Here is a 16095-nt window from a genome sequence, read left to right as displayed (position 1 = left end):
GGCCGTGTGATCAGAGCGAATGACCGAGAGCCACGTCTCAGGTTCGCCACGCAGTGGTCGCGGCCAGATGTTGACCGCGGAAGTGAAGCGCCGGGATCCGGTCGGCATTCCCGGCCCGTGGAAGCGACCAGCGGAAACCCGACGTACGGGCGGACGGCCAGTTCCACCATTCGGGCAGGATCGGGCGTCACCGTGCGGTCCCATACTCGATCAGCCACTGGCAGGTGGCGCCACCGCCGATCGCGGCAGCGAGCGCTTCCAGGCTGTAAGCCGTGCGCGCAACGCAACGACGCGCTCGCCAGACAACTGCCCGGAACCACCTTGCAGCGGAGTGCGTCCAAAGGCCGTGCCGTCGCTAACGATCACTCGAACGTTGATCGCATTGGCGGTCGTCCTTCTCGTCGGCGCGGCGACACCGGGACGGGCGTGTGCCTGCAGTTGCGCGACCATGACCGACCAAGAGGCGTATGCCAAGGCCGATGCGGTGTTCACCGGACGAGTCCTTCAGCGTCAGGTGGAGTCCCAGGGGTGGGGTCTGTGGAAGGCACGCGGCAGCGGTGATCCCACAACTCTCGTCTTCGAGGTGAGCGCGGTCAACAAGGGCAAGGTCTCGCGTCGGCAGGATCTCCATACCGTCTCCGAGAGCGCCACTTGCGGACTCGAAGCACAGAAGGGGCGCGAGTACCTGGTCTTCGCTCAGCGAGACGGCGACGTATTGCGGGCGAATCTCTGCGGCGGCACACGGCCCGCCGGCAAGCCCCTCTCCGTCCCTTCCGCTCCAGCACATTCGCCTGCGCCGATGCATGCCCCTGCCGGATCGGCACCCTCCCCTCAGGACGTCAATGACGACCTGCCGGTCGCGGCGCGCGTGGCCATCGCGGGAGGTCTGGTGGCGCCGCTCGTCGTCGTCCTGTTCCTCCTCCGACGCCGCCGCCAGAGCCGCACCTGAGCAACCGCACCTGAGTCACCGCACCTGCACGCGAGCGTGAAGCGCGGGTCGCAGACCTGTCGCCTACGGCAGTGCGGGACTCCGAGCGCGAAATTGCCGGCCGTGGCCGGAGCTGTGGCGCGGCTGACGTTCATACGAGGGCGGTCCAGTACGACCAGAAGCGCTCAAGAATGAGCGCGGTGATGGTCAGGTACCACGCGGTGAGCACGACACCGTGGAATCCGGCTACCGATCGGGCTGCGTGCTGCAGGCGCGGGGGCATCCGCGACCGATCATCGGTGAGGTTGTGCAGCGTGGTGTACAGAAAGATCGGGATCATGACCGCCCACACAGCCATGCAGTACGGGCACAGGGCCTCGATCCGGTAGAGGCTCTGGAAGATCAGCCAGTGCACGAACAGCACGCCGAAGGTGGTCCCGGCCTGCAGGCCCCACCAGAACCAGCGCGGCAGCACGGCATCTGTCCACAGGATCACGCCGATCGTGGTCACCATGGCGAAACCCGCGATGCCCAGCAGCGGGTTGGGGAAGCCGAACGCCTCTGCCTGTGGGGTCGTCATCACCGAGCCGCACGACAACACCGGATTGATGCTGCAACTGGGCGTGTAGCCGGGATCCTTCAGCAGTGCCACTTTCTCAACGGCGAGCACGAACGCCGAGAGCAGGCCGATCGCGCCACCGCCTGCCAACAGACCCGGCAGAAGACGTGGAAAGGCTCCGCCGAAGGCTCCATGCCCTGTCGTGCAGGATGCCGCGATCGACTCACGGACGGCGACGGACTCCTCGTCCTGGGCGCCGGCTGCTTCAGGCGGCGAGTGCTGCATCGATGGCCGCCTTGAAGTCGTTGACGGAGCTGGGTTCGAGCTTCTTGCCGTTCAGGAAGAACGTGGGGGTTCCCTGCACCCCGAGTGCCTGCCCGTCGGCTACATCCTTCTTGATCCTCGCCAACGTCGCCGGGTCGTTGTAGGCCTTGTCCCAGGCGGCCATGTCCAGCTTCAGATCGACCGCGAAACCACGGAAGGTCTTGTCAGCGGCCACCCGCTTCTCACCCCACTGGGTCTGCGTCTCGTACATCCGCTGGTACATCGCCTCGAACTTGCCCTGCCGGGAGGCGGCCTCGACCGCACGGGCGGCGCGTTCGGCATTGAAGTGGCTGGGGATCGGGAAGTACCGCGCCACGAAGGTCACCTTCCCGGCGTACTCCTTGCGGAGTTGCTCGACTATCGGGAAGGCGGCCCGGCACGATTCACACTCGAAGTCCAGGAACTCCACCAGCGTCACCTTGCCGTCCGCAGCCGTCTGCAGCCGATGGCTGTCAGCCCGGACGAAGCGGGACTCCCCAGCAAGGACGGTCGGCTTCCCCTCGTCGGAGCCAAGCCGGTCAACCACCAGCAACGCGCCCACCACCAAAGCGAACGCGCTGGCGACCGCCAGCGTGGCGATGAGATTCCGCTTGCGAGCGGCCGCGCGCTGCTGCCGGATCCGTAGCTCCTCCACCTTGGTACGGCCCGCCTCCGGCCGCCCAGCCTCTCCCGCCACGCGCAATCACCACTCTCCTCGAATTTCTACAGAGTGTAGGAGAAGGCCGGGGCAGCCGAGCCATCACTTCACACGCTGGGGACAGGCAGGGCGCCCATACGGGCCACGGGAGCCACCCCGCACAACGCCCGATTCGGCGCCGTCACTTGATGACTGACCTGCGGCGGGCCGCCGAACGGCTCCACATCTGTCACATCGCGGACCGCTGTGCCCGCCCTCAACGGCAATTGGCGTCGAGGCCATGCGTGACCGGGCTGGCGGTGGCCGGGCCAGCGGTGGCCGGGGCGTTGGAAGGGTCGTCGCCGGCCCAGGCCACGTGGCCGTCGGGGCGGATGAGTGCGGCCGCCGGCCATCCTTCGTACGGCGTGGCTGCCAGGTCCAGCAGCACGTGGCGACCAGGACGGAGCAGGGCGAACAGCTCGCCGTCGGCCACCCGCAGGTTGGGCGCGCGCCTTCCGGTCAGGGGATGTGCGCCGGGAGGCGCCTCGTAGGCGACCGCGAGCCCCGACAACCGTTCCGCCAGTTCCCTGGACAAGTCGGGCACGGTGGCGATGAGGCGGCTGAGCAGCGCCCGCAGGTCCCGCCCCTCATGGGTGAACGTGGTCATGAGCGCGGTCTGCGCCCGCGTGCTGACCAGCAGGTCGGCGCCGACCGGGTGGCGTTCAGCATGGTAGGTGTCCAGGAGGCCGTCCTTCGCGGTGCCGGTGACTGCCGCGGCCAGCTTCCAGCCGAGGTTGGTGGCGTCCTGGATGCCCACGTTGAGGCCGACGCCGCCGGTGGGGAAGTGCATGTGCGCGGCGTCCCCGGCGAGGAAGACCCGGCGGGCGCGATAGCGCTCGGCCTGGCGCGTGGCGTTGCCGAAGCGGGACAGCCATCGCGGGGCGCGCATGCCGTAGTCGGTGCCGGCGATCGAGGCGACCTTCGCGCGCAATTCGTCGAGGGTGAGTTCTCCCGGCCAGCCGGACTGGACACTGGCGGGGTCGCTGCCGACGATCCGGTGGACGCCACCCGGGAGCGGAACGATCATCAGGCCGCCGTCCAGGCCGGACAGATTGGCGATGCCCGCCGGGGGCTGATCGAGCACGACGTCGCCGAGCCAGCCCCAGACGGTGGTGTCGGTGCCGGAGAAGCCGATGCCGGCCGCCTGGCGAACGGCGCTGCCCGTTCCGTCGCAGCCCACCACATAGGCGGCCTTCAGCGTGTACGACCCGGCCGGTCCTTCTGCGGTCACCGTCACCGCGTCCGCGTCCTGGGTGAGGCCGGTGACGCGGTGGCCGCGCCGTACCGTGGCGCCTGCGGCGAGCGCATTCTCCTCCAGCAGTTCCTCCGTGCGGGCCTGCGGTAGCGCCAGTGTGAAGGGGAACGGTGTGTCCAGCACGCTGAAGTCCATGCGGTCGTCCAAGCCGCCGAAGTGGCCACTGGGGATGTGCGGACCCTCGGCGAGGAAGCGGTCGACGACGCCGCGGAAGGCCAGGATCTCCAGCGTGCGGGGATGGATGGTGAGCGCCTTGGAGTGCGGATCACGCTCGTTCCTGGCTTCCAGCACCGTGACCTCCACGCCGCCCAGCCGCAGCTCGGCGGCCAGCCACAGTCCCACCGGGCCGGCCCCGACGACGATGACCTGTTCCATGAAGGATCCTCTCTCTTGGTCAGTGACCAACAGTAGACTTGGTCAGTGACCAAAAGGCAAGAGGCGGTTGTGCGGGCGGCGCTGGAGATCCTGGAGGACAAGGGCGTCGAGGCGGTGTCGATGCGCGCCATCGCCGAGCGTCTGGGCGTGCGGATGAACACCGTGCTGTGGCACGCCAAGACCAAGGCCCACCTGCTGGAACTCATGGCCGACGCGATCGTCGGCGAGGCGTCCACGCAGGACCTCCCCGCACCTTGGAAGGAACGGGTCCACGAGCTCGCCCGCCGCTACCGCGCGGCGCTCCTGGCGCACCGCGACGGGGCCGCCGTCGTGACCGGCACCTACGCGGCCAAACCCGCGACCCTGCGCTTCGCCGACACAATGGTCAAGGCCCTGCTCGAAGGCGGTCTCGACGCACGGGAAGCGGCCTGGACCTGCTGGACGATCGTGTACTTCACGCTGGGGCTGACTCAGGAAGAACAGGCCGCCCCACTGCCGGGCGATCGCCGCCTGGCCGAGGCCATTGCCACAGGTGACTTCCCGTCACTGGCCAAGGTGCTGCCGCGGCTGGAGGATGCGTCGTTCGACGAACGATTCGACCACGGCCTAGCCCTCATGCTGCGACCGCTGTAAGCCTCATCCCCTCCGACAAGAACGAGGGCAAATCCGTCCCGCGCCAGCCCCCCCCCCGCAGACTCGCCGCAGCGACGCCACCACGCCCTGACATCTGCGCGAACGAAGCGCGGTGAAGAGCGGGCCACACCCCTCGACAGCCGCCCCCACGTCCAGGAGGTGAACACCGAGCACTAGTTGCAGGACGCAACGATATAGTTGTACGGTCCAACCATGACGGATGGACGCGAACTCCAGGAAGCCATAGCGCGCTTCGTGCGGACTTTCGGACTCCATCAGCCGGACCAGACCCCTTGCGGGCAACCCATCCCCGTGTCAGAGGCCCATGCGTTGGGGGAACTGGCCAGGGACGGCGCGTTGCGGCAGAACGACCTGACCCATCGGCTCCGCCTGGAGAAAAGCACGACCAGTCGTCTGGTGACCCAACTCATCAACCGCGGCTGGGCCGAGCGCATCCCTGCACCAGGCGACGGACGAGGCGTGCTGGTCCAGCTCACTCCGAACGGAATGAACGCCGCGACGCAGCTGGCCAAGGCCAGGGCAGCTCGCTTTTCCGCAATCTTGGAGCGCGTCCCCCCGGATGAACGCGCCAACGTGGTGCGCGCCCTGGAACTCCTCACGAGCGCAACGGACCAACCCTAGGAATCGCCGTCAACCTGCACGTCGCGGGCCTACCAGGTCGTGCAGATACCCTACCCGTGTAGGGTTTAGGAGTTAAAGGTGAACCTGAAGAACCGACGCACATGGCTGCTCGTCGCCGCCCCGGTGGTCATCGCCCTGTCGTCCGCAGCCACCTACGCGATCATCGACCGGAATGAACAGCAGCAGCCGCCGGCCGCCCGCCAATCGGAGATCGCGGCCAAGAGCCGCCAGGTGATGCCGTTCGACCTCGACCGCACCACCCACCGCTTCACCAAGACCGCCACCGGCGGGGTCCAGACGGTCACCGCGGACGACCAGGCCGACGCCCAGCAGATCAAACTGATCCGTGAGCATCTCACTGAAGAGGCCGCGGCCTTCCGCAAGGGCGACTACGGCGACCCCGCATCCATCCACGGCGGACAGATGCCTGGCTTGCGAGAACTCGAACAAGGCCACACCCGCATCGAAACCCGTTACACGCAAACGCCCTCCGGCGCCCAGATCACCTACACCACGTCCGATCCGTCCTTGATCAAGGCACTGCACGCCTGGTTCGATGCCCAGGTCACCGACCACGGCCAGCACGCTGAACACGGATAAGAGCCAGATCAAGCGCCTTAACGGAGGCGGCGGCTTGGGCGAACCGGCGTCATGAGCGCATCCCGGCGTGGTCGCCCGAGTCCGCCCGGGGGCCCAGGAATTCGGCGTGCAGGGTGTCCCAGAAGGCCAGGTCCTGGTCGTCGGAAAGGTGGGCGACGCGTCCCCAGAATTCGCGGTCCTCCGCCTCCGCGGCGACGGCGGCGGTGATCGCCGGCATCACGGCGGTGGAGGCGTCTGCGGCCTCAAGAGCGGCCGGCGTGATCTCGGCGGGCAGTTCCACCGGGGTCCGGTGGTGCTTGCCGCGCTTGCGGACCCGGACGGGCGATGCCGCCGGGAGCTTGGTCGCCGTGGACCTGCCGACGGCGAGCGCCACGGTCCCCGCCACGACCAACGCCAGGGTGCCAGTGAGAACGGCCTCCTGCATCGGCAGTGGGCCCAGTGGAGCGTCCTCGCCCTGTTGTGTCGCCTCGGTCGTGCTGCTGGGCGGGGCTGTCACTTCCGTCACCGAGGGCGCGGGGGCTGCATGCTTGGGCGCGTACTTGGCGGACGGTGTCGCCTGCGCCGTCACCTCGGCGGGGAGGGACTTTCCCTTGACCTGGACCTTCGCGGGATATCCGTAGCCGACAACGTCCTTGACATCGCGGGTTTTGCGCTTGAGGAAGACCGCGTCGGTGTTGGCTTCGATCGTGGTGAGCGTGCGGCCGTCGACCTTCTCCACCAAACCGACGTGACCGATGGCGTCGATGTCCTTGGATCCTGACCAGGCGAAGAACACCAGGGCGCCGGGCTCAGGCTTGGTCCCCCAGGCGTCCTGCTTCTTGAACCACTTGGCGTGCTCGATGGTGGCGGCGAACTCGCCCACCCAGTCCTGGACGTCGGCCTGGTTGGCGGCCCAGGCAAGGAACATGTCACACCACGGCGCTGTCTTGAAGTACGAGTCGTCGTCAACGTTCTTGGAGTACCAGTCGCCGAACTTGGTGTAGCCGCCGGCCTTCTCGCGATAGCCGAGCTGGGATTTGGCGACGTCAAGTAGCTTCTTGCCAACGGGATCCATGAATTCTCCACATGCGGCCTACCGGGTTAGCTGACGGGTTCGGGCCAGGAGTCGCCCTACCGCGGACATGCGGATTCACCCCGAGTGACAGATGGGTCCCCGGCTCCCGTAGCGCCGGCTGCGGCACGGGACTCGGCGTCGGTCGATGGCCCCCGGTCGGGAGCCGGTCACAAACGAATTACGAAGCAATGTAGTAGCGAGTCCGACAGAACGGCAACTTGACCCCAAGAAGTCACATAAACGATCTACCATCTGCCGGACCCCGAGAGGAGATATCCCATACACTGGTGTTTGACTTGTTGCTAGGCTCGTCGAATGCTCGCCTATGAACGCATTGGCCGGGGATCACCCCTCGTGCTCATCCACGGCGTCGGCCACGACCGCAGCGCGTGGCGACCCGTCCTCACAGAGCTGTCCGACCAGCGCGAACTGATCGCCCTTGATCTCCCCGGGCATGGCGCTTCATCGCCCCTGGCCACCGACAGGGCCTACACCGTCGAGGCCTATGCCGATGCCGTACGGGGTGCGATCAACGACCTCGGCCTGGAACGTCCCCACGTGGCCGGCAACTCCCTGGGCGGCGCGATCGCGTTGGAGCTGGCACGCAGCGGTGACGCACGCTCGGCCACCGCACTGGCTCCGATCGGCTTCTGGAGCCCGGCGGAGATCAGATTCACCATGGCGTCGCTGCGATCAACCCGCGCACTGAATCGGGCTCTCCGCCCGCTCATCCCGGCGCTGCTGGGGCATCCGTGGGCACGCGCCGTTCTGCTCGCCCAGTTCTACGGCCGCCCGGCACGCCTCAGCCCGGCCGACGCGCGCGCCGCCGCCGAGGCCTTCGCGACGTCCACGGCGCTGCCCGTCACGCTTCCGCACACCCGGAACTACCGGTTCACGGCCGAACCACCGATTTCCGTTCCGGTCACGATCGCCTGGGGCACTCGCGACCGGCTGCTGCTGCCGCGCCAAGCACGCCACGCCCAGGCGATCCTCCCCAGCGCGACTCACGTCCGGTTGAACGGCTGCGGTCACGTCCCCATGTCCGACGACCCACAGAAAGTCGCTGCCACACTCCTCCACGGCAGCAAGACGTCTCCATAACCGCTCACCCAAGCATGGCACCTACTACTGCGCATCGTAGATGGCGCCGAGCAGCACAGATGGCCAAGGAAGGCCTGGTGTGATGGCGGCAAGGCGACTCGCCCCTGCGAGCGGGTCATCCGCGGTGGTACGCAACTCCACCGCAGTCTCTACGCCCTGCTGATCGTCGACGACCCGCGAGAGCCGCTCTCGTACGACGCCGAATGGATCGTCTCCTTGACCACTGACTCGACGGCGTCACCGGCAATCCCGGTCAGGTCCTCGCAGAGCTGCAGCGAGGAATGGGTGACATGGACGGCATGGGCAGCGGAACGACACCCTCCCCCTCACCGCAGTCGACTTCCCACATGCTCATGGGCACCGAGCCAAACAGTGGGGCGGGACGCCGGTGACGTCCGCTACCCGCACTACCTCCTCAACAGCCGCACAGCCCGCGCACCATAGACGTTCAAGGCCAAACCGGGCGACCGTGTGCGCATCCGACTCATCAACACCGGGCGGCGACACCGCGTTCCGCGTGGCTATCGCCGGACACCGGATGACCGTGACGCACACCGACGGCTTCCGCGTGCGGCCCACAGCCAGGCGACGCCGTGCTCATCGGTATGGGCGAACGCTACGACCGCCAAGTCTGGAGCTTTCCCGCTGACTGTCGTAGCGGAGGGCAAGAATCGCGCCTACCCGCGCGGTGCTCCGCACAAGACCACCGCGCCCGCCCTCGCGGCGGCCGTCTACGAGGCGCATCCGGCCGAGCAACGGACGACACTGTGACCAGCCTGGCGGCTCAGATTCTGGACGCGGCGCCGACCGGAAGCCGCGGCGAGCCCCTGGTGGCCGGCTACCGGGAAACGCTGGTGGCAGGGGCTCAGGGCAAGGAGATATGTGCTGGACCTGGCGTTTGGCGGGGTTGGTCGCCAGGGTCGCGCGTTCCTCAGGGCGGCCGCGCAGAAGCTCATCGGCGAGCCGGCGGTCGAGTCCGCAGCCGCGCTGGCCAGGGAGTACAGCCAGGTCGATCAGAGCGAAGGTGCGGGTGTCCGGTCTCGGTGTGGAGCCGTCCGGGCGGGGGCGGGTCCAGTCCGTTCCACCAAGTCGAGCGTGCATACAGGGGCAGGCCGTAGGCAAAGCCGACGAGCGCGGCGTCGTCGCGAGCGGTGACGGTCTCGAACCCCGGGGACTCGCTCTGCTTCATGGTGCGAAATCTGGTTCAAGGCATGCGTGTCTGTGAGGTCATCGGCTAGAAGGCACCAGTGAGCGCTGGCACCGGCGGACGTGGCGGTAAGCGGCAGGCGGCGGTCGCGGTGGCATGGTGTCGGCGCGGCGCCTGGTGTCGTCATACCTGTCGAGGAGCCGCGTCTTCGGTGTCGGTGGCGGGGGTCCAGGCGATGCCCGCGGCGGCCCCGGCGAGGGCCAACAGGTGGCCGATGAGGAAGCCCCCCAGATTCGTGGTGAGGAACGCGGCGAACGCGATGGCGATGGTGAACACCGCGGTGAGGGTGCGATGGGCGGGCGCCGTCCAGAAAACCAGTCCCAGGCCGATCAGGACGATGCCGAGCAGGAAGCCGGACGTCCCGGCGAGCCCGGTATTGATGATCAGGCCGACGCCGATGACGGGAGCCAACAGGATTTCGGCTCCGGCCAAGGCGGTGAGCAGCCCCGCACCGAAGGGGCGACGATGCCGCCAGGTGTGGAAGCGGTGTGGCAGGGTTCGGGTCATGTCGTCGTGGCCGCCTTTGACGTGAAGCCGGTCAGAAGCACTCGGGCTCGGTACGTCCGATGGCCATCCGCGCTCCTTGCCCCTGGAGGGAGCCGCTGACCACGGACCAGGACCGTACTTTGACGTTCTCGACGGCGAAGCCGAGGGCTTTCAGGCCGTATTGGCCGGGGTCGCCGACGGCTCCTGGGACGGCGTCCAGGCTCGCGGCATCGCGGTTGAGCTGCAGGCTGGAGAAGTCGAGGCCTGCGTTGATGGTGGTGGCTGACACCCTCAGATCGGTGACGCTCACCGATGTCGTCCGTGCGGGAAAGTGCAGCCGCAGGACATAGCGGCCCAGCGGGGTGGGAATGGCTGAGGACTGGCACAGGCCGTGTACGTGAGCGGACTTGACCGCGATCACCACGACGGGGTGCTTACGGCCGTCGGCGGAGGTGACCACCGATGGGTAGGTGATATATCCGTTGCCCTGGATCCGGTTCGCCGACACCTTCATGTCGCGGCTGGACAACGCGAAGGATGTGGCGAGCGTTCCCTGGACCATTGCCACAACCAGCACACCGGTCAGCAGAACGGAGGCGGTGAGCGTGACCGCGAAGCGATTCCACCGCAGTCTGGCTCGGGGCGCGACTCCTTGGCCGTGGCATGACATGTTCGGCGTGTTCCCCCTGTCGGCATCCCCGCACCACACGGGAAGCTATTACATTCCGTGACGAGGTCATTACGTTGTCATGGTGTCATGGCCGTGGGGCCCAGGAGTGGATTGCGGCTGGGAAAGTACAGAAGCGGGCGGCGCGACTCGCCGTCGGCTTCAGTGATCGCGCTCTGCGGCGGTCATCGCCAGATCCGCCAGGCAGTCCCGGCTTTCGGTGGCAGGCAAGTCCGCCAAGGCGTCGCGGGCTTGTTCGGCGTAGGAGGTGGCCAGGTGCGCCGCCTCACGCAACGCGCCGGTTCGTTCGAGCAGAGCGGCGAGTTCCCGGTGGGCTGCCAGCGAGTCGTCGCCACCGGCGAAGAGCTCTGTGAGCAGTCGCCGGTCTCCTGGGTCGGCAGCGGCGTGGGCGAGCAGGACCGGAAGGGTGGGCTGGCGGTTGGCCACATCGCTGACGGGCTGCTTGCCCGCCAGATGCTCGGTGCTGGTGTAGGGCAGCAGATCATCGCGGATCTGGAAGGCCATTCCCAGCCGCAGGCCGTACAGGCTGAGGCTGTCGGTCCAGGCTGCCGATGCGCCCGCCAGCACCGCGCCGCACCGGCATGCGCCGCGCAGCACCCCGGCGGTCTTTCCGCGGATGATGGCCAAGCCGTCGGCCACCGAGACGTTCGGGTCGCCGCGTATCTCGGTCTCCTTCAGCGCGGCCCGGGCCATGTGCTCGGCCGTATCGGCGACCACCCGGTAGGCGTCGACCGACCGGGCCGCCGGAACGGCACCGTCCGGCGGCCCGAGCAACGATCTGATCCCCAGGGCGATGATCCCGTCTCCGGCCAGCAGCGCCTCGCTGATCCCGTGATGCTCGGCGGCCGACACCCGCCCGCGCCGGACGGGGTCCTGATCGACGATGTCGTCGTGGATCAGGGAGGCGACATGGAGGAACTCCAGACCGGCCGCGTACGGCACCAGCTCCGTCGCGTCGCCCCCCACCGCCGCTGCCGACAGCAGACACAGCACCGGGCGCAGCAACTTGCCCGGCGGGAACAGCGCATCGGCCACGATGACGTCGAACAGGTCATCCCGGTCTTCCAGCTGTGCCACCTGGCGGTGTAGCTCTGCCTCGACCGCCGTCACCGCCCAAGCTCTTACGCCGACGTCGCGGTCATCCGACGGGACGTCGCGGTGATCCCATGGGATCTCGCGGTCATCCGGCGGGACGTTCCGGTCATCCGACGGGACGTCGCTGTCGTCCGACGGGACTCGGATCCCCTGCGAGGTCGCCACCTCGGGCTCCTTCCGCTCGTTGTCAGTCGATGCGTGTCAGGTCGTCCGACCCGGTCGGTACCCGCCGCAGTGAAGCCCGGGCGACCGGCGGGTTCGGCGGCACGACCCGGCCGGCCTCGCCAGAGCGCACCTCCGTCAGCCACAGGTGCATGTCGCGTCCCACCAGTGGAGTGATCGGCCGCTGCAAGAGCGACGCACCGCTGTCGACGATCTCATCGAGGGTCAGGCGGGCACGGGCGACCATTGTCCGCACGAAGGGTCCCGCGGCGGGATGCGTCAGCGGCAGCACCCGGGCTTCAAGACCATCCAGGCGAGCACGGACCCGCCCCGCCTCAAAGCCGATCAGTGCGTGCACCGAACGCGACCAGCGACCGGCGTACAGATCGTTCGGCTCGACCCCGAACCGGTCCAGGTCGGCCAGGGGCAGGTAGAGCCGGTGCTCGCGCAGATCAACCGCCAGATCGCAGAGAATGTCGGTGAACTGTCCCGCCTCGCCGACATCCGCCAGCACCGCAGGCGGTGTGCCGGGCGCCTCGGGATGCCGGAAGATCGGCCAGCCCAGCCGCAACATCGCGCCCCCCACCGCCCGAGTCCATGACCGCAGGTCCTCGTAGGTCGCGAAGCCGGTGAAGTCGATGTCGCGCCGGGTCGCCTCGAAATAGTCGACCAACGGCACCGTGCTGAGCCCCCATACACCGAAGGTGTCCGCCACGGCATGCAGAACGGGCTGGTCGGAATCACCGGCCGCCACCGCGGTCAGAGCCGCGTCCGCAAACGCGTCCAGCCGGTGCCGGCGACCCGCGGGAGCTCCGGTGTCCGAAAGATCATCGGCGACCGCCACCAAGGCCACCAGCGCGAACCCGTATGGCCGCAGCGACGCCGGCAGCAACCGCGCCACGAGCCTTGCGGGATCACCCTCACGCGCGACGACCATGCGCACGCACGCCGTGTAGGCCAGCCGCAGACGCGGATCGGCGATCCCAGCCGCATCCAGCCACCGCCGAACCAACATGATGCCTCCCGTGCCCGTCCGGATCTCACCATGTCCGAGCGCCAGTCAGTCAGCAAGAAACAATCGAATTGCCGCACAGTAATCGAATGCCTCCCCTAAGTGACGGAGATGGTGGGGCCCGGGTGGCGGGATCGAACTTTTGTCCGCCCTCCCGGCCAGGTCGGGGGTCCCCGCTTGACTCGGTTACCGATGCCAGCGCAGCCGCCAGGCCTAGCAGCACTGGCAGAACGATGCGCAGAGCACGCAGCCGGTCCCGCCATTAGCTCTGCTCTCGATGCAGCAGGAGCACTGCTGTCGACGGTGTCCACCGACATCATGGACGCCTCTGGCCCGGCGATTCTGTCGGCACTGATCGTCCGGGGAACGCGACCCGCGAGTCCTGGCCGAGCCGGCCCGTGGGCGATGCACAGCAAGAACGCCGCCCTGGTCCAGGCGTTCACCGGAGCCTTCGACGCGCCTGCGACTTGCGCACGGGCTCCGGCGCAACCGCCCGGCACTCACCACCAAGCCTCCGGACGGCCCGCTCATCCTTGCGGTTCGCCATCTGTGCTGGTCAGCGTTTGCCGTCGGGTCGGTGGCAGGGCGCTGGGCGGGCGGCGGTACGGCCGGTGACGGAGTAGTCGCCGCCGTCGTAGCGCTCGGCCCACTGTAGAACGCGATCTACGTATTCCCGGGAGTGGTTGTACATGTAGACCGCGGTGCGGGTCCGTTCGGGAGCGCCGTTGTGCTTGAGGTAGTTGGCGGCCGAGGGAATGGCGTCTGCGGGGTCGTAGCGGCTCTTTTCGTCGTCGTTGTTGCCGTCGACGCGGAAGCTCTTCCAGGTCGCCGACAGGAACTGCATGGGGCCGCCCGCGCCGGCGTAGTTCTCGCCGTCGTGGACGCCAGGCAGTGTGCTGGTTCCGTGGCCGCTTTCGACTTTTCCGATGCCGGCCAGCAGGGTCCATGGCAGGCCGTAGTCGGTGCCGGCCTTCTTGTAGAGCTTGAGGTAGCCGGCAGGGATGGCGTTCGCCTGCCCGACAGAGGCGGGCTGGTCGTCGCAGCTTTCGTGATTGAGGCTGGAAAAGACCGCCAGGACGGCGATGCCACCGATGATGGCAAGCACGATCCCGGCGGCCCCCGTATCGCGACCCGTATCGCGACCCGTGTCACGGCGCAGCGCGGCGGGATGCAGCAGGTTCATTGCACGTCCTGATCGGTGAGTACGGCGCGGGCTGGTTCCTGGCCCCGGGGAGCCTAGGAGCCAGACCCGCCAAAGCCGACCCGACGCCCCTCGCCAGGAGCGACCGAGGGTCTCCCTTGACCGAGGGCATACCTTCCGACGTCGCCGTCCCTCAGGTGGAGATCCCGGCAGCAATCGCGTACAAGCAGGGCAGCTCCGGGAAACCATTCGCCCTGGTGTCCCCGAACAAGGTCACCCGATCGTGCTCGTCGGCGGGTCGGCGGGTCGACGTCAAAGCGTCGCCACTGCCCTGGTCCGCGCCTGCGTTTCGGAGAGGTTGGGCGCCGATCGGACGGCAGCCTGGGGGATACCAACCGCGGCACATCGCTGTGTAGGCCCGCTGTGCGCTTGAGGGATGGCGGCGCGGTAAGCGGCCGCCGGCTCTCGGGCCGCACGCGCGTCGCACACGTACGAAGCGAGGTATAGGTAAACGCGTTCTGGCGCTTTTGGTGGACGGTGACGGACGTTCACTGCTGACGCGTCGGTGCAGGCGGGTGTTGTGCGACCTTCGTCGTGAGCACCGAACGCCACTCGCGATGAGTACGGACATGCAAACAGGTCTTGACCGGATCCCATGAAAGACGTTGGCGGTATAGCGGTGGATCGGCTTGGTGACAGACTTCACGATCATGGACGTGGACGAGTTGCTGCGCTGCCTGGCCGACACCGACTCTGGACGACTGCGTCCCGAACTGTGCGGCGGACGCTACGTCGCGGTCATGTACGACCCGGACGATGCCCCGATCACGGAGGAAGACAGCGAGCAGGACGAGGACCTGGTCGGCATCCGAGTGCTCGGCGAGGCCACCTCCGTGTACGGCGCCCTTGACCTGCTGGCGCGTGCGGCTGCGGGCCCCTACGACACCGACGTGATCGAGGACCTTTTGGCCGAGCACGCGGATGCCGAGGAGGACTTCCCCGTGCTGGGCGAGATCCAGGCGCGGGAACGGCGAGTTTTCGCCCTGATCGTGCTCGACCGCATCGCGCTCATGGACGTCCTGACCAAGGAGCATTGGAACGATCCCTACCTGGGTGCTGCCCCTCGGCGCTTTGTGAGCGCCCGCTTCGTATTTCTGACCAGAGCCTCTCCGCCGCATCAAGATGAGGCGTACGCCGTCCTGGAACTCCGGCCGACCGGTGCGCTCTCGCCCGCCGACCGTTCCCTGCTGGAGGCGGACGATCCAGCGGCCGTCCAAGCGGCCATCGCTCGCGGTGCGAGCGTCAACACGCTCGATGACCGCGGCATGTCCCCGCTGCATCATGCGGTCGCACGCCGCCGCCTGGACGTCGTCGCGGCGTTGCTCGCCGCCGGGGCCGATCCGGCCCTGCAGGCCGAGGGCGGCAACGCACCGCACTTCGCCGCCCTCGGCCGCGACCAGACCGTTGAGCCCGCCGCCGAGCGCATCGAACACGACGACCACTGGCGAATCCTCCGCACGCTGGTCGAAGCGGGAGCACCGGTGAACGCACCCAACCGGCGCGATGCACGACTGCTCGACCTGGCGATCAGGACCCGCCCCTACCCGCAGGAGGCAATCCGCTTCTTGACCGAGCATGGGGCGCACACCATGCACTACGCGAAAGACCGCCTCGTCTCGCTGTTGCGGGACTTGCCGTACGGCTCAAGGGAGGACTTGGAGATCCGGGTGAACGAGGTGAGATTCCTGGTTGAGTCTGGCGCAGGCACCGAAGGGTCTCTGCACGCCTTGTTCGACCGTTACGGGTACTACGAACATGAGGTGGCAAGTGACATCCTCCTCGCCCTGGTCGAGGAGATCCTGCGCCACGGCGCCGACGACACCCCCGACTTGAGAGGCCGTACCGCCCTGGAACTGGCCGAGCACTGGCTCGCCCAAGGCAACCATCTCAATTACGAGCCGGTAGTGGAACGCCTCCGCGCCTTCCACTCCCAACGCTGACCTGACCCAGCGCCCAAGGCTTGGCGGGACTTTCGGCAGGTGCGGCAGGCTCCCGCCAAGGCCAGGGCCACACCACCCTTGGAGCCCACCCTGGAGGGGAGACCGCGCTCTCCGGCACCGACCAGACCGTTCCCGCGCGGCAACGCGGGTACGTGCG

15 protein-coding genes and 1 riboswitch are annotated in these 16095 nt (G+C 67.9%); of the genes, 6 read left to right on the top strand and 9 right to left on the bottom strand.

The window, feature by feature from the left end; translation table 11 throughout:
- Positions 1 to 19: 19 nt before the first annotated feature.
- On the top strand, positions 20 to 949 hold the full coding sequence (locus F8566_RS50750; protein WP_151556852.1) for a hypothetical protein: 930 nt from the start codon (positions 20 to 22) through the stop codon (positions 947 to 949).
- A gap of 130 nt (positions 950 to 1079) precedes the next feature.
- Here F8566_RS50750 and F8566_RS00535 read toward each other — a convergent pair whose 3' ends face one another.
- The 3 genes from F8566_RS00535 to F8566_RS00525 form a co-directional block, all read right to left on the bottom strand.
- Entirely contained in the window at positions 1080 to 1772 is a 693-nt protein-coding gene (locus F8566_RS00535; protein WP_151556850.1) for a vitamin K epoxide reductase family protein, read from the bottom strand.
- On the bottom strand, positions 1753 to 2487 hold the full coding sequence (locus F8566_RS00530; RefSeq protein ID WP_225992724.1) for a DsbA family protein: 735 nt from the start codon (positions 2485 to 2487) through the stop codon (positions 1753 to 1755). Before F8566_RS00530 ends, F8566_RS00535 begins: the two co-directional genes overlap by 20 nt.
- A gap of 217 nt (positions 2488 to 2704) precedes the next feature.
- On the bottom strand, positions 2705 to 4117 hold the full coding sequence (locus tag F8566_RS00525; protein WP_151556848.1) for an FAD-dependent monooxygenase: 1413 nt from the start codon (positions 4115 to 4117) through the stop codon (positions 2705 to 2707).
- Between the two features lie 45 nt (positions 4118 to 4162).
- Here F8566_RS00525 and F8566_RS00520 point away from each other — a divergent pair, with 45 nt between their 5' ends.
- The 3 genes from F8566_RS00520 to F8566_RS00510 all read left to right on the top strand — a co-directional run bounded on the left by F8566_RS00520 (position 4163) and on the right by F8566_RS00510 (position 5992).
- Entirely contained in the window at positions 4163 to 4750 is a 588-nt protein-coding gene (locus tag F8566_RS00520) for a TetR/AcrR family transcriptional regulator C-terminal domain-containing protein (RefSeq protein WP_225992723.1), read from the top strand.
- A gap of 213 nt (positions 4751 to 4963) precedes the next feature.
- A complete protein-coding gene (locus F8566_RS00515; RefSeq protein WP_151556846.1) occupies positions 4964 to 5392 on the top strand; it encodes a MarR family winged helix-turn-helix transcriptional regulator in 429 nt (142 codons plus the stop codon).
- 78 nt (positions 5393 to 5470) lie between these two features.
- Positions 5471 to 5992: an aspartate carbamoyltransferase gene (locus F8566_RS00510; RefSeq protein WP_151556844.1), complete on the top strand. Its 522-nt coding sequence runs from the start codon at positions 5471 to 5473 to the stop codon at positions 5990 to 5992.
- A 49-nt stretch (positions 5993 to 6041) separates the two neighbouring features.
- On the opposite strand, the gene F8566_RS00505 is transcribed toward F8566_RS00510, so the two are convergent.
- Complete coding sequence (locus F8566_RS00505) at positions 6042 to 7046, bottom strand: CHAP domain-containing protein (RefSeq protein ID WP_151556842.1); 1005 nt, start codon at positions 7044 to 7046, stop codon at positions 6042 to 6044.
- Positions 7047 to 7194: riboswitch (cyclic di-AMP (ydaO/yuaA leader) on the bottom strand.
- Between the two features lie 167 nt (positions 7195 to 7361).
- Between F8566_RS00505 and F8566_RS00500 the strand changes: the two genes are divergently transcribed.
- On the top strand, positions 7362 to 8147 hold the full coding sequence (locus F8566_RS00500) for an alpha/beta fold hydrolase (protein WP_151556840.1): 786 nt from the start codon (positions 7362 to 7364) through the stop codon (positions 8145 to 8147).
- Positions 8148 to 9477: 1330 nt separating this feature from the next.
- Here F8566_RS00500 and F8566_RS00495 read toward each other — a convergent pair.
- The 5 genes from F8566_RS00495 to F8566_RS00475 form a co-directional block, all read right to left on the bottom strand.
- Positions 9478 to 9861: a DUF6114 domain-containing protein gene (locus F8566_RS00495; RefSeq protein ID WP_151556839.1), complete on the bottom strand. Its 384-nt coding sequence runs from the start codon at positions 9859 to 9861 to the stop codon at positions 9478 to 9480.
- 31 nt (positions 9862 to 9892) lie between these two features.
- A complete protein-coding gene (locus tag F8566_RS00490) occupies positions 9893 to 10417 on the bottom strand; it encodes a DUF6230 family protein (RefSeq protein ID WP_151556837.1) in 525 nt (174 codons plus the stop codon).
- A 252-nt stretch (positions 10418 to 10669) separates the two neighbouring features.
- On the bottom strand, positions 10670 to 11788 hold the full coding sequence (locus F8566_RS00485) for a polyprenyl synthetase family protein (RefSeq protein WP_151556835.1): 1119 nt from the start codon (positions 11786 to 11788) through the stop codon (positions 10670 to 10672).
- 22 nt (positions 11789 to 11810) lie between these two features.
- The gene (locus tag F8566_RS00480) at positions 11811 to 12800 is read right to left on the bottom strand and encodes a phytoene/squalene synthase family protein (RefSeq protein ID WP_151556833.1); all 990 of its coding nucleotides are present in this window, start codon (positions 12798 to 12800) and stop codon (positions 11811 to 11813) included.
- Between the two features lie 553 nt (positions 12801 to 13353).
- Positions 13354 to 13980 (bottom strand): lytic transglycosylase domain-containing protein, encoded by a 627-nt coding sequence (locus F8566_RS00475; protein WP_151556832.1) that lies wholly within the window; start codon positions 13978 to 13980, stop codon positions 13354 to 13356.
- Positions 13981 to 14630: 650 nt separating this feature from the next.
- On the opposite strand from F8566_RS00475, the gene F8566_RS00470 reads away from it, so the two are divergent.
- Positions 14631 to 15938, top strand: a complete 1308-nt coding sequence (locus F8566_RS00470) for an ankyrin repeat domain-containing protein (RefSeq protein ID WP_151556830.1) — start codon at positions 14631 to 14633, stop codon at positions 15936 to 15938.
- Positions 15939 to 16095: the final 157 nt, after the last annotated feature.

Source organism: Actinomadura rudentiformis (assembly GCF_008923185.1).
In the GTDB taxonomy this organism is placed as follows: domain Bacteria; phylum Actinomycetota; class Actinomycetes; order Streptosporangiales; family Streptosporangiaceae; genus Spirillospora; species Spirillospora rudentiformis.
The sequence above is the reverse complement of the archived record's forward strand: the minus strand, read 5'-3'. Positions and strand labels throughout refer to the sequence as shown.

Bases quoted from the DNA above. Each gene is read 5' to 3' on its own strand.
- F8566_RS50750 (WP_151556852.1), top strand. From the start codon at position 20: ATGACCGAGAGCCACGTCTCAGGTTCGCCACGCAGTGGTCGCGGCCAG.
- F8566_RS00535 (WP_151556850.1), bottom strand. From the start codon at position 1,772: ATGCAGCACTCGCCGCCTGAAGCAGCCGGCGCCCAGGACGAGGAGTCC.
- F8566_RS00525 (WP_151556848.1), bottom strand. From the start codon at position 4,117: ATGGAACAGGTCATCGTCGTCGGGGCCGGCCCGGTGGGACTGTGGCTG.
- F8566_RS00515 (WP_151556846.1), top strand. From the start codon at position 4,964: ATGACGGATGGACGCGAACTCCAGGAAGCCATAGCGCGCTTCGTGCGG.
- F8566_RS00505 (WP_151556842.1), bottom strand. From the start codon at position 7,046: ATGGATCCCGTTGGCAAGAAGCTACTTGACGTCGCCAAATCCCAGCTC.
- F8566_RS00500 (WP_151556840.1), top strand. From the start codon at position 7,362: ATGCTCGCCTATGAACGCATTGGCCGGGGATCACCCCTCGTGCTCATC.
- F8566_RS00495 (WP_151556839.1), bottom strand. From the start codon at position 9,861: ATGACCCGAACCCTGCCACACCGCTTCCACACCTGGCGGCATCGTCGC.
- F8566_RS00480 (WP_151556833.1), bottom strand. From the start codon at position 12,800: ATGTTGGTTCGGCGGTGGCTGGATGCGGCTGGGATCGCCGATCCGCGT.
- F8566_RS00475 (WP_151556832.1), bottom strand. From the start codon at position 13,980: ATGAACCTGCTGCATCCCGCCGCGCTGCGCCGTGACACGGGTCGCGAT.